Genomic DNA, 15,707 nt, shown 5'->3' on the forward strand with positions numbered 1-15,707 from the left:
AGCCCACGAATAAACGATTTAGCTTTACGGTTACACCGTAGAAACACAGGGATCAGCACGCGAGCCGCCGACGCGCTCAACCTTGTTCGAACATATCGCCCGGCGAGCTGTTCTGAGATGTGGGCTTTGCACGACCCGGACCGGTTGGTAGGGTTGCGGCACGTACTGCAGAACGGAACTCAGCTTGAATGCGGTGAAGCCCGTCAATCGCCCGCACCGCTGATGAAAACGCGCCACTGACCGTCCTGCTCCCACCACATCTGCTCACGCGGAACCTTCATAGCAAGCCTGGCCTTGGTAATTCCGCGCTGAACTGCATCCCGACAAATGGGCGGCACGCCTTCCATGTCCCCTGCCTCAAGCAGACGTTCGAGGTAGTCTTGCGCAAGACGACCGCATAGGGCAGGCTTCAAGTGGCTTCCTTTCCACGGCTCAACTCCAACCTCGCACGGCAGCACGCCGAATTCCTTTCCGTCGTACCGAAGCACCACCTCGTCCGGGCGAGCTCGATCCATGGCGACTTCCGCAGCGCGTATCCCCGCCCTGAGATCGACGCTTAGCTTCTTGGCCGGATGCGGTGGGGGAGCGCCGTTGGCAAATCGTTTCCACGCCAACCGCGTCTTCAGGGTCTCGGCCACTCCGCGAAGATACCAATATTCATTCAGTTCGTGGTAGAGCGCAAAATATAGACCCCGCAGACGTCTGCGAGCGATAATGGGCAACATGGCCGCCACGCCTTGTGCCAAAGGATCAATCCATTCGCCAAATACAAAGAGTAGATGGTGAAGGACACCTCTTATCCCACACGACCGAGGAAATAGGGTAGTTACCCTAAGACCGGTCTGCACATGCGGATGCTTTTTGCTGAGAAGAACATCGGAGCGACCTTCCTCTCGCGCGCGACGGAAAGCGCCGGCAAGGGTCGTCGTCTCGTATTCATGATGATATGCCAAGGCGTCACTGGCGAAGCGAAAGGGGATTCCCCGTAGCATTAACCGCACGCCAAGCTCGTAGTCCTCATGGGCCCGAAAGCTCGGGTCCAAGCCGCTCACTTGCTCCCACACCTCGGCCGGCAATGATAAGTTTCCCGTTAAGAGGTCGCGAAAACTGAACCGGTGTCCCGGATCTTTGAGCTCGTCAAAATGCTTCGTCCACCAGTTGCGCGCAATCGCGCGAAACAGCTCCGGAGACGCGTGCGGTACCGGCGGATATGGACCCAACACCACAACCGGTCCGACTTGCAGCTCGTGGGAACGCCGGTGAGCTTCAAGCCAGCCGGGAGATGGTTCGACATCGTCATCGAGAAACAGCAATATGCGGCCGACGGCCGCTTTGGAGCCGGCATTGCGGGCAGCAGCCGGGCCGCCGCTGTCCGATTGCTCAACAATCTTTAGCGCGAAAGGATAGTTCTGCGCACCTAACATGCCTTCAGTTCCGTCCGCGCACCCGTCGGGCACCACGATAACTTCGAACGTCGCGGGATCGGCGGTCTGGTGGGCCAAAGCATCCAGCACCCTGTGCAGCAGTTCGCGGCGATTGTGGGTGGGGATAACAACACTGAGCGAAGGACTTGCTTGCTCGGCAGTCATCGCACTTGCCTTCTTGACCTGAGGTAGAGAAAAGGCCCGACAAGTCCTCCGCTAAAGCGCGCAAAACTCACAGAGAACGAAGGAACATTCGGTCGCCCTAGCACTGCTCGGAACAAGAACCGTATTTCGCGCTTAAGCCAACGAACGGCTTCCCGCAGGGCGCCGATGTCTCCATCAACGAAGAACGCTTTCGTCAGCAGCGACGCACCTGCAACCTCGTACCCGAAGAGCTGCCGACGCAACTCGTCCGCGCTCTTGCGATGCCTGTGCCAATTCAGCGCCTCTGGATCGTAGACAATGCGATAGCCCGCCGAGAGAATCCGCCGGAACATTTCGCTGTCACCACCCGCATGCGTGGGTGTTCCCGCGTCGAACGCCTCGTCGAATGAGCCAACCAGCTGAACCGCGGAGCGGCGGATTGCCATATTCACCCCGGCCCCGGCGTGCCACGCCAACAGTGGATCGTGCTCGGCTGCATCGTATACGACACGCTTAAATCCACGTACGAAGCCGCCATAGCGCTGGAAGTCAATTTGGGCTGCCGAGGACAATTCGAGTGCCATCGTGAGCCCGGTTGACGCAAGGACCAGCGGATCGTCGAAATTGCGCGCGAGCCGGCGCAGCCAGAGCGGATCCGGAGCCGCATCGTCATCGGTGAAAAGAACTAGCTCTCCTCGCGCCTCCTCCAACGCACGATTGCGAGCGACGTTCAATCCTGGGCGGTCCTCACGCACGTAACGGATGCGTGACATTTGCTGGATCATCATCGCGGTTGCGTCGCTGGAAGGGGCATTGTCGATCACGAGAATCTCTTGACCGTCGTCCGGCATTCGCAGCAGCGCATCGATACAGCGCTTCAGGTCCTCAGGCCTATCCCGCGTACAAACGGCTACGCTGACCGACATGGTGGACGGTCTGTCGGCGTACGAGGCGTCAAGGCCCAGCCGGCATCTCAGCCATGCCTCCCAAAACGCCGAATCCGCGCCCGCGAGGATAGTGGGCAAAAGAGGATTGTCTGGCTGATCCAACCGGACCACGGCTTGGCCGCACGGTCGCCCGCGAACCCTAAGCAGCGCCAACCCGGCTCGGCATTTTTCCGAGATTTGCAACTGGTCGGGAAGATCCGTCATCTCAAGATCAAGCACAGCCATCGGAACGGGCGGCCAATCGCGCTCCGCCTCCGAGTGTGTTGCACCCAATTTGTCTCCAGCCGCGAATATGTTCACGCGACACCCGTGTTTTGAGATGGCCTTCGCAGGACCATTCCGACGAGAGCCGGCAGCAAGGCGACTAATGCCGCAAGCGTTCCCGGTGAGCGGCTACAACGCAGAGCTTCCTCGAGCTGAGCACGCACCGCTGCGAAGTCACCCTTCCTGATGTAGACCGGTACACGGTTCCTCAGTGCATCGCCGGCCCAAAAGGCGAGCGAGGCATTCACGATTGCATCGGCGGTCTCCTGGGGAAGATAGCAGCGGATGATCGCGAGGGCGCGCCGTACGTCGCGCAGGTTCTCGGCTGAACGCACCACACGAGCCGTGTTTGACGTGCCGTGAACGCGGTACAAGGCGAGTTGCCCAGTTTCAAACCAGACCTCACGGTGCGCCGCGATCCTCACCCACATCTCCCAATCCTCAACCGCTGTAAGCCTGCGATCAAATGTACCAATTTGCTCATACACATCGCGAGCGACAACTATCGAAGGGGTCTGTATCGGCTGGCGAACCGCGATCTTTTCCAGCCAGTTCTCCAGGATCCCGCTGTTCTCGCGTTCCAAGGGAGATTCCCAGACCTCGCGGCCATTCTCGTCGATGTAGATCTGGCGGCAAAACGCTGCACCCAGTCCGGGCACCCGCTCAAACGCAACTCTCATCTTCTCGTAAAAGCCCGGTCGCACGGCATCGTCTCCGTGCAACAGATGCACGATCCGTCCTCTAGAAAGTTCCAGGCAGGTCTGGAAATTGGCTGTATGCCCGACGTTCACTTTCTGCCGGTGGAAAAGCACTCGTCCACGGCCGACTTCCCGAACGACAGCCTCCGGGTCGTCTTTCGTCGATGCATCGTCGATGACCTCGATCTGCATGACATCCGGTCCAGGGTCCTGGGCCAGGACGCTCGTCAGCGTCTGTCGCAAATAGGTTGCGCAGTTGTACGTTGGAATCATCACTGACCAGAATGGCCTGTGCCGGTCATCGCTGACGGGGGCCAGGCTGCTCCGGCTGCTCATGTCGGTGAGCGGTGCGATCGCCGGTTTCATCGTCATGACCGAACCAGAACACGCAAACGCCGCTTCAAAAAAAACAGCGCCATGTTCAGCACCGCCGCCAATGTGCGTCGAGACTGACTGCAGAGCAGGCTCTGCCACAACTGTACGAGTGCACTTTTGAATTCTCCGCGACAAATCAGCGTGTAGCTCCAGTAAATGCCCCACTTCGCCCAATTTTCAGGAGCACGAGCAAGCACTGAGCGGCCCACCGACGTATCGACATAGCCACCGAGGATGTTGATCGCCCGGCGGACATCCTTCATGTTCTGACCACTGCTGATTGATCGCTTAGTAATCGACCCCTCCGTATCCTGGTAATAGGCGAGGATCTGGGGAGTGAACGCGACCGGATAGAACGCTGCAATCCTGGCCCACATCTCCCAGTCCTCGGCACAACTCGCCATGCGGGTGTCGAAGGAGCCCAAATCCTCATACACAGCACGGTGGACGACCATAGAGGGAGGTTGAAGCGGAAGCTCAGCCCCAATGCGCTCGAACCACCGCTCAATAATGCCAGGTGCCGTTTTTTCCACAGCAGAGACCCGCTGTATATTTCCGCCCGAACTTACGATGGCGTGCCGGCAGAAAGCAGCTCCAGCTCCGGGAAAAGCGCGAAACAGGGTATCCATCTCATCGTAAAAACCCCGCTTGACCCAATCGTCGGAGTGAAGGATGTGGACGAAGTGTCCCCTCGCGCGCTCGACGCAAGTATTGAAGTTGCGAGCGTGTCCGACATTGACGGGCTGACGGAAGAACTCAACCCGCCCCTGGCCCAGCTCCTCTGCGATCCGCGCGGCATCGTCTGTCGTCGAGGCGTCATCGACCACCTGAATCTGCATGACATCGACCGACCACCCATGCTCAAGAACGCTGGAGAGACTTCGCCGTAGGTCGTCCGCCACGTTGTACGCCGGGATCATGACGGACCAACGAGGTCGAAGCGGCGGCTCCACTACAGCTGCGGGCTTCCCCCGCCAGTCCATTGATTTGGCCAGTAACTCACGGCTGGCGTAAGGGGTAACGAGGCCTCTCACGATCGGCCTCTGGCCTGTCGGTTCAGCGTACTGCCCATCGCTGCTGCAAGTTGACAACCGACCGCCTCCAGAGAAAAGGCCTTCTCTACTCGCTGACGCGCTTGCTTCCCCATCGAGCTACTGAGATCTCGATCGAATATCAGCCTCGAAAGCGCGTCGGCGAACGAAGATGGATCGCCGACTGGCACAACCACGCCGCCGCACCCGTCACGAGGAAAGATGTCCCTCACCCCCGAAGCCGCGGCAGCCACAACCGGCAGCCCACATGCCATGGCCTCGACAGGGGCAACTGGGAAACCCTCATATCTCGAGGGGAAGGCATAAACATCTCCCGCCGCAAGAAAACGTCTAACGCGGTCGCGATCAGTTTCGTACCTATTCTGCCAGAAGATATTTTGTGGGGCGACAGCCATTCGGCCTCGAAGCCACTCGGTGTCTTGGCCCGAGCCCAGAAGTATTAGTCGAAGGTCCATAACCAGCCCGCGGCCCATCACTAATTCCCAGGCATCCAGCAGGATATCGAGCCCCTTAGCTTCTCGGTCGATTCTGCCATGCCAGACGACCAAACGGGTGAGATCACTAACCCCCATTTCGGTCCGCACCGACTGCCGCTCCTCGGCGTGCCAGTGCGAGACGTCCACTGGATTGAAGACCTGACAAATGCGCAGATCGGGGCCATAGCAAGCCTTCACCCTCTCAATTTCCTCTCCCGCCGCCGCGAATAGCGCATCGCTACCGGCAATCACCTTGCGCTTCCATAAACGGCTGACGAGGTTCGTCTCGCGCGTTCCGCCCTGAAAAGTGCCAAACACCGGCAATTTGAGGCAGTGCCCGAGGCACACGCAAATGTCGAAGCGAAAAGTCTCGTACTCCTGCACGATGATGGCCTTGCAGTCTGCGCTTCGAAGTTCACGGGCAAACAACCCAGCCGGTGTGCTCGAATGAGTAAGGGCAGAGCCTAGCCAAGCCTTGACTCGCTCGCGGACGCCTTTTGGTGAAGGCCGTCGCAACAGTTCGCCATAGGTAGGAAACCAATGGCGCAAAGCCATGTAGAACCTGGGAGCCGGAAGCACCGTCTGGCGATGACCAGTTCCGTCCTGAATATAGTGCACGGGCTCTCGGACCTCGCCAGAGAAGAAGTACACCACCGTCGTGAAGCCGGCCTTCATCAAGGCGTCCATGTAACCGAGGGTCCAGCCGCCCGGTCCTTTCAGACAGAACTCGTCCAGCGACACACCCAGGGTACTCAGAAAGTCTTCCCAGACCTCTCCACCCGCAATTACCAGAGCTACCGTAGGCTGGTCTGACGGGACAGGCGCATCCACTCGGCGAAAGGCCGCGTTCACCGTCCAGCTCCTTTGGAATGCCACGCCGTACCAGCATCACCTTTGCCCGTGCTGCTGGCTGGGGGAAGTCGGCTCCATGCGGATGGTGGGTTCATGAATCCCCTGCCGGAGTGCGGCCCGACGACCGAGAATTCGTAGCACCGATCATGGTAGTCATAGAGTCCCTGCCAACCCTGCAGGTACGCCCCCATGCTTACAAAATATTCGCCACCGGCCAGATCCAGACGGTCTATCGATAGCCTTAGACCGACCGAGTCCGTGAGAACCCCGAGGTTCATTCCACCAATCTCGGTATTGGTATCAAAGCAGGGCGAGCCGTCCCGCGTGTGAATCGTCACGCTGGCCAGCGCCGAGTGAACCGGCCGCTTGGCGAGCAGATCAAATTCGACGACGAAGCCGCCACCCGACACAATGGTTCGGGCCGTTCCACCGTCGGGGTGAAGCAAACGAACCGCCTTGATCTGGACCTCCTGCGACCCGCTCCGGTTCACGCCATGCTGGAGTAAGCGGCCTCCCGGCAGCCGTTCGGCTTCGACCGCGATGTTTGGCCGGTCCTCCAACGCGGGCGCAGCGTCCGCTTCATACAGGTCCATAACCGCCTGAGTTGGACCATAAGTTATAACCCTACCCTGCTTGAGAAGCAGAACCTCGTCGCACAATGCGCGGATCTGGGAGGAATCGTGGGATACGAGGAAGATTGTGGTCCCGCTCGCCTTGATGGTGGCGATCCTCTCGAGACACTTCCGCTGGAAGTGTAGATCGCCCACCGCCAGCACTTCATCGATCAGAAGGACATCGGGAGACATATGCGCCGCGACCGAAAAAGCAAGGCGCATTCGCATGCCACTACTGTAGGTGCGGATCGGCATCTCCATGAATGGCTCAAGTTCTGCAAACGTCACGATCGAATCGTAGCAGGATCTGACTTCGGCCCTTGTCATGCCGGCAATTACACCGGCAATGAAGACATTCTCCTTCCCCGTGAGGTCATCGCTGAGACCCGCGTTCAAGTCGAGCAGCGCACCGATCCGTCCATGTACGTCGATTGTACCATCGGTCGGCTTGCCGACGCCCCCGATGAGCCGGAGCAATGTCGATTTTCCGGCACCATTCCTACCTACTACACCGACGCTCCGCCCCTTCTGCACCGTGAAGGACACGTCCTGCAAAGCCCAGAAACTATGGGTCTCTATAGGCCGAAAACCGCTGAGCACCGTCTCCTTAAAGGAGGAGAGCTTGTCCCCGCTCGATCGCTTGAAGCGTTTGCTTACGCCACTCACGACAATGGAGCCGCGCATCATATTTCCTCGGCAAAGCTGAGGCTCATCCGTCTGAACAGCAGCATTCCCGTCGCCAGGACGCAACAGGACGCAATCGTTAGCCCAGCGAGCGGAACGAGGGATGGCCACACACCGTCCATCAAAATAGATCGATAGGCATCCAGCAGCACTGCCATAGGATTAGCATAGTGCAGAAACCGATATTGCGCAGGTACGACGGCCGAACTGTAAAAAACCGGAGTCAAGTAGAACGCAAGCATGGTGGCGATACTGACGAGATGCTGCGTATCGCGAAAGCGAACATGCGTGGCCGCCACGAAATAGGCCAAGCCAGCCGTGAACGCGAATTGTGCAGCCATTACTGCTGGGAGGCAAAGGAGCGAGGCACCGACGCGCCCGCCGTCAAGCACGGTCACCACAAGCATCATTGGGAGCGCTAAGACAAAGTGCACTCCATTGCTTGCGACCGTGATCAAAGGTAGGACGTACGTCGGAAAACCCGGCCGCCGCACCAGCTCGGCGTTAGATGTAATGGCAAACGCTGCAGTTGTGACAGCACCGCTGAACCAGGTCCAGGCGAGCACGCCGACAAACACAAAAGATGCGTAGTGCGGGATGTTGAGGTCGAGAACCGAGCGAAATAGGAACGCGAGAATGATAATCTGGCTAAGCGGATTCAGAAGCGACCAGGCAATCCCGAGAGCTGAGCGCTTGTAGCGGATCTTCAGTTCTCGCATAACCAGCTCATAAGCGAGATCCCTGGCGTGCACCCACGCACGGCACCGCGCTCCCTCAGTACCGAACGAGATGCTTGAAGGTAGGGCAGCCATTATCTGACTTCTTGCACGTGTCGGTGCTGCACTTCGGCCGCTGAAGCCGCAAGCGTATTTTCACCTCTCGTGGTGAGATCAATCGTCTCCCGCAATTCTGTCGAACAAAGAGTCTCGTCTCTCTCGAGCATCCGGTCCTCATCAGTCAGCCGCCCCTGTTTCAGAAACGCGATTGTGTCGATGGGCATGTCGCTATCAGCTGCCGGATCCGCGGACAAGAACGTCAGGCGCGACCCGAACGAGCGCTCGCTTCTAAATCTCTCGGCCACCGCAGCCACTACCTCACCTGCTGTAATGATCGCTACTATGGGGTCATTCAACACCAGCTTGATGTATGCGACCAATGCCGGAAGCATATGCCTTTGGCGCAGGAGAACCTGGAATGCATACCGGTGGGCGCTTCCCGTCGCCCAGCGCTTTACACGCCGAGAAATCGCAGGGTTTGCTTTCAGGTGACGCGCGACGGTCTCGATCATGGCTCGCGCCATACGCGATCCATCGCTGGACATGTTTCCCTTATAGCGGCGGTAACCGACAAGGAATGATCCCACCAACTCAATTCGGTACCGCGCTGCGAGCCGCAGCTCAAAATCGAGATCTTCACAACCTCCGATGCCGTTATCGGCATATGAAGGGTCGAATCCACCGACCGCGAGCGCTGCGTCGCGACGAACTAGCAGATTGCTGCCGTTTCCTATGAACTTGAGCACGAGGTCACGAGCCAGGATATAGCCGCGACAATCGACCAAAAGCTGGCCTCTGCCAGTGATCCGATCATTCTCATCGATGGTACGGTGAAAGCTATAAACACCAGCCCATGTTGGATCGGAACGATGGATATTCAGAGCTTCAACTTGCCGCTCCACCTTGAGGGGATGCCAGAGGTCGTCTGCGTCTAGGAACGCGACATAATGCCCGCGCGCGTTTGCGATTCCGAGATTTCGGGCACGAGCCACCCCGCGATTTGGTGTGCTGAACAACAGCAGGCGCCTATCATTGCATGCCATCGTCTCCACGAGGGAGCGGGTGTTGTCTACAGAGCCATCGTCAATAACGATGACCTCTAAATTCTCATATGTCTGTGCCAGGGCCGCCGCGAGCGTTCCTGCTATGAAGCGTCCCGCGTTGAAGGCGGGCACTATGACGGACACAAGCTCGGTCAAGATTCACCCAATCTAAGCTCCCGACAATCTCGATCGCTCGGTCTGTGTCTCAAGAAACTGAGAAGATCGACGATCGCGCCATTTCAGTGCAGTCTCGAGAATGAAATCGATCTGAGAATGTTGCGGCTTCCAGCCAAGTTCGCGCTCGGCCTTTGTGTAGGAAGCCACCAGCACCGGCGGATCCCCCTCACGGCGCGGACCGAGTCGGATGGCGGGATCGCGCCCCGCGATGCGCTTCACGGTCTCAACCAACTCTAATACACTGGTGCCGACGCCAGTCCCCAGATTGAAGACGTGCGTCCCACCGCAAGCAACCAGCATCTCGCCCGCGAGCAAGTGTGCCCGCGCCAAATCATTGACATGAACATAATCTCTGATGGCACTCCCATCAGGCGTCGGAAAATCAGTTCCGAAAACTGTAAAGGGTTGATTTGGATTGCGCGCCGCTTCGATCATCAGCGGAATGGCATGTGTCTCGGGCTCATGCCGCTCTCCAATGTCGCCATCCGCGTCGCATCCGGCAGCATTGAAGTACCGCAAGGCGGCGGACGCCATTCCATAGGCTTTGCCGTAATCCTCCAGCATCCGTTCGATGATCATCTTCGACCATCCGTATGGATTGATTGGATTCTGAGGATGGGTCTCGTCTATCGGCAAGACACCGGGAATGCCATAGCTCGCGCAGGTGCTGGAAAACAGCAGACGAAGGCACGATGTTGCACGCATCGCTTCCAGCAACGCCAGTGTACCCGCTGTATTGTTGGCGTAGTACATCGCGGGATTGGCGACCGATTCACCCACATAGGCAAGAGCCGCAAAATGCGCAACGAGGTCCGGCTTATACATCTCCAGCGCACCTCGTATCCGCGCCTCATCCCGGATATCGCATTCGATAAGCGGCCCCCATCGCACGGCATCCCGCCAACCGCGTGAAAGATTGTCGAGGGTAATGACCCTCCATCCGGCATTAGCGAAGGCCTTGCAGCAATGCGATCCGACATAACCGGCACCGCCCGTAACGAGAACGGTTCTCATGATAGGGCACCATCGGGTTCCGTACGCAGCAGATTATCGAAATATGCGATCGTCTTGCCAAGACCCTCTCGCAGTTGAACATCGGGTGACCAGCCAAGCGCATCACGCGCACGGCTAATGTCGGGCTGTCGCTGCCTTGGATCGTCGGTTGGAAGCGCCTTGAACTCGATCCGGGAATTCGACCTGGTCAGCTCGATGACGGTCTCGGCAAGCTCCATCATTGTGAACTCGACGGGATTTCCCAGATTGATGGGGCCGGTGATCTCATCACCCGTACCCATCAGGCGGACGAGGCCGTCGATCAAATCGTCGACGTAGCAAAAGGAGCGCGTCTGCCTCCCGTCGCCATAAATTGTGATGGGTCGGCCGGTCAGAGCCTGCACAATAAAGTTCGAAACTACCCGGCCGTCATTCGCCTGCATGCGCGGACCGTAAGTGTTGAAAATGCGCGCCACCTTGATCGGGAGATTGTGCTGCCGCCTGTAGTCGAAAAACAGCGTCTCTGCGCAACGCTTGCCCTCGTCGTAGCAAGAGCGCGGACCGATGGGGTTTACCCTCCCCCAGTAAGTCTCTTCCTGCGGATGCATCTCGGGATCCCCGTAAACTTCCGAGGTTGAGGCCTGCAGGATTTTCGCCTTAACTCTCTTCGCCAATCCGAGCATGTTGATCGCGCCGTGTACGCTAGTTTTGGTCGTCTGCACCGGATCGTATTGATAGTGGATTGGACTGGCGGGGCACGCCAAATTGTAGATCTCGTCGACTTCGACATATAGCGGGAACGTTACATCGTGCCGCATCAGCTCAAACCGAGGAGATTCCAATAGCGCGCTCACATTCGTTTTCGAACCCGTGTAGAAATTGTCGACGCAAAGAACTTCTTGGTCGGCGCGAACCAATCTCTCGCACAAATGGGACCCTAAAAATCCCGCACCGCCGGTAATCAGAATTCTTTTTTTCTGAACAACCAATGAAGCAACCCCTTGAAAATGCTTACGATTTACCTTGCCACGTTATAAGCTTCGCAATTGACTTCGCTTTCGGATAAAACTCTAGGCGATTTAGCCGGCCCGTAAAGTTTAATTGAGATTCAGCATTAAGAGTAGCTGTGCGTTCTTTTTGTGGTTCAACAGATCGAATGATCTCGGTGATCGTGCCAGCGTTCAACGCAGCAAGCACCATTGATGAGACCGTTAGCAGCGCACTGAATCAGACCTACTGCAACCTCGAAGTCATTATCGTCGATGATGGCTCCACGGACCAGACTGGGAGAGTTGCCGCGCAGCTCGTCCAGAGAGATCCGAGGGTTCGCTATGTTCACAAAGACAATGGTGGAGTGGCATCGGCTCGCAACCGCGGAATCGTCGAAGCCCAGGGAGAGTTCGTCGCGACCCTCGATGCGGATGATCTCTGGTATCCGATGAAGCTTGAGCGGCAGCTTCAACGCTTCGAGCAAAGCGGCTCCGAAACTGCGCTCGTCTATGCATGGTGTTGCTGGATCGACGACGACGGCACCGTGACGGGCTCTGCGCCCCCCACTCAGCTCGAAGGCAACATCTTGCCGGAAATGTGCCTGGGCAATGTCATTATCAGCGGAAGCAACGCGCTGATAAGGCGCGAAGCCCTGATTGCGGCCGGCGGCTTCGATGAATCGCTTCGCGCCAAGAGCGCACAGGGCTGCGAAGACTTGAAACTTTATTTGACCATTGCGGAACGACACCGGATAGCAATGGTGCCGGAATATCTGGTTGGATACCGTGTTTCTCCGGGATCAATGTCTGACGATTTTGAACAGATGATGCGATCAAGGCACCTGGTCGAGGCCGAATTCATAGCGTCTCATCCAGAATTGGCGCTCCAATTTGCTCGCGGCCGGGCGATACTCGCGCGTTCGCTCGCATTACGGGCGATCGACCGCGGCCAAATTCGCGAGGCTATCGAACTCCTTACAAACCAGTCGCAAGGACGCGTCGCGGCGGGGTTTGCGTCCCTCAGCTGGCTGATGGGAGGCGCGATCCGGCGCGGGCTACGATGGTTGAAAACGAGCGGCCACAGACCCTTCAGTGAATTTCTTCCACCCCCCAGACGGGAGCCTGGGCAGGTCCGCTGCGTTCGGCAGGAGAAGAACCAAGGTTCTCACTGTGATGAATAGAGACGAGATCCCCGCGTCTCAACGAGAACCGGTCACCGCCGCAGGTGATGACTTTTCAAGCGCGGGCTCATCGGTCGGAAAGAAGCGGGCTCGATGGGCTTCCGCGACAACCGTTCCATTTGCCGATTTAGCGAGCGCCGTCCACCGATACATATCGGGTTTGCATGGACCAAAGGTACGAATGCTGCCCGATGGCACGACGCCGTCGGCCGGCATGGGAAGTTCCTGACCGCCCAACTCCCGCCCCCCTTGCATCAAGACCAGAAGCAGAAGTTTGGCATTAGCCGGCACGTTGCTAATGCGGATTTCGGGATTTGGAAAAAGCGTTACGCAACCTTTCGCTCCCTGCCAGGAGAAATCTAGGGCCATGGGGTCGGCGAGAGCGGAACAGGATGCTCCCAACCATAGTGCAACTGCTCCGAAAAGGACTCTGGTCAGCATAGGTCCTCAAATGCGAATGGCCAATCGAAATCCGGCCAAAGATGCTCGATAAGGTAGTGAATATGCAAGTCCAGTGGCACTAGACGACGTTAGTCTCAGGCGACATGCATATCAAGCATCCTCGCTGGGCAATTACGTCAAAGACCTGGCGCGCCCCCAGAAATCCGCAGCCGATCTCGCGCAACGCAAATCGGATCAAACTTCCGCCGGATTAACAGTTAAAAGAACGCCGGATGGACAAGGCCGTCCTTCTTGGGTCATGTTCAACTTAAAGTGCCCTCCATTCGAATCTCGTGCAGGTGTACGTTGAAGATACTCATCCATGACTATGCCGGTCATCCCTTCCAAGTTGATTTGAGCCGCGAGCTAGCCTCGCGTGGTCACGAGGTCACTCACGCGTATTTCCACGGCGACCGCGGCCCCAAGGGCCGTCTTGAACGTTTGCCATCTGATCCCGCTAGACTGTCCTTTAGGGGCGTCAGCCTGCCGCGACCTTATGACAAGACCTCTTTCGTAAAGCGCCGGTTTGACGACGTCGCGTACGGCAAGTCTGCAGCTGCGCTGGTCAGCTCTCTTAAGCCGGACATCGTTATTTCGGGAAATACCCCGACCGAAGCTCAGTCGGCCATCGTGAAATCCTCGGTTAGCATTGGTGCGGGTTTCGTTTTTTGGGTCCAGGACTTTTACAGCATCGCTGTTTCCAAGCTGCTGCGCAAAAAGCTAGGCGCAGTTGGTGCTGCCATTGGTGGCTACTATAGCTTTCTCGAGCGCGGCCAGTTTGCGAATTCAGACGCCATCGTGGTCATCACCGATTCCTTTGCTGATATTGCGCGAAAATGGGTAGGCGCGAAAGATAAGGTCTTCACAATCGAGAACTGGGGTGCGCTGAACGAAATATCACCGCGTTCGAAGCACAATAATTGGGCGCGCCGCCACGGCCTCGACGGGACGTTCAATTTTCTCTATTCCGGCACCCTCGCGCTCAAGCACAATCCGCAATTGCTCGTCGAACTCGCCAAGAAGGTTCGGGGACACGCAAACGTGGTCGTGGTCAGCCAAGGTGTCGGCGTCTCCAAGCTGGAACGCGCAAAGCTTGAGCAGTCGATCGACAATCTGATCCTGTTGCCGCTCCAGCCTTTCGCTGATCTGCCCGAGGTGCTGGCGACCGCTGATGTCGCTGTTGCGACCATTGAGCCCGACGCGGGTATGTTCTCGGTCCCGTCGAAGGTTCAGTCATATTTTTGCGCAGAAAGGCCGGTATTGCTGGCCGCGCCGGCTGAAAATCTTGCCTCGCAGGTGGTTCGGAGGACCGGCGCTGGTCTAGTCGTCGATCCGACCGACAAAGAGGGCTTCTTGCGTGGCGCGCTCCGATTGATGGAAGAGCACGCCTTGCGGATCGCCTCGGGGCAAAATGGTAGGAAATTTGCTTTGGAGAATTACGACATCGAGCGGGTGACGGACCGCTTTGAGACGGTGTTCCAGCACGCTCTGCGTGCAAGAAATGCAAGAAAGGGAACTTCATGACTAAGACTGCCCTGGTGTGCGGTGCAGGTGGCTTCATTGGTGGACATCTCGTCAAACGGCTCAAGCAGGAAGGCTTTTGGGTCCGCGGCGTTGATCTGAAATTCCCGCCGTTTGCCGAAACGGATGCCGATGATTTTGCGATCGGCGACCTTCGCGACCAATATTTCTGCCGGCAGATCGCCGACCGCAGGTTCGACGAAGTTTACCAGCTCGCCGCGGATATGGGCGGTGCCGGCTATATTTTCACCGGCGAGCATGATGCGGACGTAATGCATAATTCGGCAACCATCAATTTGAACATGCTCGACATCTGCCAGAAGCGGAACGTGCGCGGCATGTTCTATTCCTCTTCTGCGTGCATGTATCCAGAGCACAACCAGATGGATCCGAACAATCCGAATTGCGCCGAGGATTCAGCCTATCCCGCCAATCCGGACAGCGAATATGGCTGGGAAAAGCTGTTTTCGGAGCGTCTGTATCTCGCCTACAATCGCAATCACGGCATGCGCAACCGCGTCGCCCGCTATCACAATATTTTCGGCCCCGAGGGCACTTGGGATGGCGGCAAGGAGAAGGCGCCCGCTGCGGTCTGCCGCAAGGTGGCGCAAGCCACCAATGGCGGCGAGGTGGAAATCTGGGGCGACGGGACGCAGACCCGCTCTTTCCTCTATATCGACGAATGCCTCGAGGGCACGATCCGCCTGACGCGATCGGAGTTCGAAGGGCCAGTCAATGTCGGGTCGGAGGAGATGGTCACGATCAACCAGCTCGTCGACATCGTTGCCGATATCGCTGGGAAACGAATTCACAAGAAGCACATCCCAGGACCGCTCGGCGTGCGCGGCCGTAACTCGGACAACCGGCTGATCGGGCAGAAGCTGGGTTGGAAGCCGTCCGCGACGCTGCGCTCGGGCCTTGAGAAGACCTATGAGTGGATCGAACGGCAGGTGCATCGCAACCAAAAGCGAGTGGCCGCGTAAGGTATTAAGGGGTTTAGGACTGAAGGTTATTGCGGCGCCACGCTTGCTGGCGCCGCAGTAGGGAAGTCCCAAC

14 protein-coding genes are annotated in these 15,707 nt (G+C 57.7%); 3 read left to right on the top strand and 11 right to left on the bottom strand.

Going from position 1 to position 15,707, the window contains the following annotated elements; all coding sequences use genetic code 11:
* Positions 1-203: 203 nt before the first annotated feature.
* The 10 genes from HZZ16_RS12685 to HZZ16_RS12730 all read right to left on the bottom strand — a co-directional run bounded on the left by HZZ16_RS12685 (position 204) and on the right by HZZ16_RS12730 (position 11,508).
* Complete coding sequence (locus HZZ16_RS12685; protein ID WP_197948794.1) at positions 204-1,589, bottom strand: glycosyltransferase family 2 protein; 1,386 nt, start codon at positions 1,587-1,589, stop codon at positions 204-206.
* On the bottom strand, positions 1,586-2,719 hold the full coding sequence (locus HZZ16_RS12690; RefSeq protein ID WP_246510096.1) for a glycosyltransferase family 2 protein: 1,134 nt from the start codon (positions 2,717-2,719) through the stop codon (positions 1,586-1,588). The genes HZZ16_RS12685 and HZZ16_RS12690 overlap by 4 nt, the downstream gene beginning before the upstream one ends.
* A gap of 92 nt (positions 2,720-2,811) precedes the next feature.
* On the bottom strand, positions 2,812-3,849 hold the full coding sequence (locus tag HZZ16_RS12695; RefSeq protein ID WP_197948795.1) for a glycosyltransferase: 1,038 nt from the start codon (positions 3,847-3,849) through the stop codon (positions 2,812-2,814).
* Complete coding sequence (locus tag HZZ16_RS12700) at positions 3,846-4,835, bottom strand: glycosyltransferase family 2 protein (protein ID WP_283815799.1); 990 nt, start codon at positions 4,833-4,835, stop codon at positions 3,846-3,848. The genes HZZ16_RS12695 and HZZ16_RS12700 overlap by 4 nt, the downstream gene beginning before the upstream one ends.
* 47 nt (positions 4,836-4,882) lie before the next feature.
* Complete coding sequence (locus HZZ16_RS38135; protein ID WP_197948797.1) at positions 4,883-6,232, bottom strand: glycosyltransferase family 4 protein; 1,350 nt, start codon at positions 6,230-6,232, stop codon at positions 4,883-4,885.
* Entirely contained in the window at positions 6,229-7,530 is a 1,302-nt protein-coding gene (locus HZZ16_RS12710) for an ABC transporter ATP-binding protein (RefSeq protein ID WP_197948798.1), read from the bottom strand. The genes HZZ16_RS38135 and HZZ16_RS12710 overlap by 4 nt, the downstream gene beginning before the upstream one ends.
* A complete protein-coding gene (locus HZZ16_RS12715; RefSeq protein WP_197948799.1) occupies positions 7,530-8,249 on the bottom strand; it encodes an ABC transporter permease in 720 nt (239 codons plus the stop codon). Before HZZ16_RS12715 ends, HZZ16_RS12710 begins: the two co-directional genes overlap by 1 nt.
* 92 nt (positions 8,250-8,341) lie before the next feature.
* Entirely contained in the window at positions 8,342-9,505 is a 1,164-nt protein-coding gene (locus HZZ16_RS12720) for a glycosyltransferase family 2 protein (protein WP_210342449.1), read from the bottom strand.
* Positions 9,506-9,517: 12 nt separating this feature from the next.
* Positions 9,518-10,540, bottom strand: a complete 1,023-nt coding sequence (gene galE / locus HZZ16_RS12725) for a UDP-glucose 4-epimerase GalE (RefSeq protein ID WP_210342450.1) — start codon at positions 10,538-10,540, stop codon at positions 9,518-9,520.
* Positions 10,537-11,508: a UDP-glucuronic acid decarboxylase family protein gene (locus HZZ16_RS12730; RefSeq protein WP_197948800.1), complete on the bottom strand. Its 972-nt coding sequence runs from the start codon at positions 11,506-11,508 to the stop codon at positions 10,537-10,539. Before HZZ16_RS12730 ends, galE begins: the two co-directional genes overlap by 4 nt.
* A 167-nt stretch (positions 11,509-11,675) precedes the next feature.
* Here HZZ16_RS12730 and HZZ16_RS12735 point away from each other — a divergent pair, with 167 nt between their 5' ends.
* The gene (locus HZZ16_RS12735) at positions 11,676-12,689 is read left to right on the top strand and encodes a glycosyltransferase family 2 protein (RefSeq protein ID WP_197948801.1); all 1,014 of its coding nucleotides are present in this window, start codon (positions 11,676-11,678) and stop codon (positions 12,687-12,689) included.
* An 18-nt stretch (positions 12,690-12,707) separates the two neighbouring features.
* On the opposite strand, the gene HZZ16_RS12740 is transcribed toward HZZ16_RS12735, so the two are convergent.
* On the bottom strand, positions 12,708-13,130 hold the full coding sequence (locus HZZ16_RS12740; RefSeq protein WP_197948802.1) for a hypothetical protein: 423 nt from the start codon (positions 13,128-13,130) through the stop codon (positions 12,708-12,710).
* A 306-nt stretch (positions 13,131-13,436) separates the two neighbouring features.
* Between HZZ16_RS12740 and HZZ16_RS12745 the strand changes: the two genes are divergently transcribed.
* Together HZZ16_RS12745 and HZZ16_RS12750 are read left to right on the top strand one after the other, a co-directional pair.
* Positions 13,437-14,654, top strand: a complete 1,218-nt coding sequence (locus HZZ16_RS12745; protein WP_197948803.1) for a glycosyltransferase family 4 protein — start codon at positions 13,437-13,439, stop codon at positions 14,652-14,654.
* Entirely contained in the window at positions 14,651-15,634 is a 984-nt protein-coding gene (locus HZZ16_RS12750; RefSeq protein WP_197948804.1) for an NAD-dependent epimerase/dehydratase family protein, read from the top strand. Before HZZ16_RS12745 ends, HZZ16_RS12750 begins: the two co-directional genes overlap by 4 nt.
* The last annotated feature ends 73 nt before the right edge of the window (positions 15,635-15,707 follow it).

It is taken from the genome of Bradyrhizobium glycinis (assembly GCF_016031655.1).
GTDB lineage: Bacteria > Pseudomonadota > Alphaproteobacteria > Rhizobiales > Xanthobacteraceae > Bradyrhizobium > Bradyrhizobium glycinis.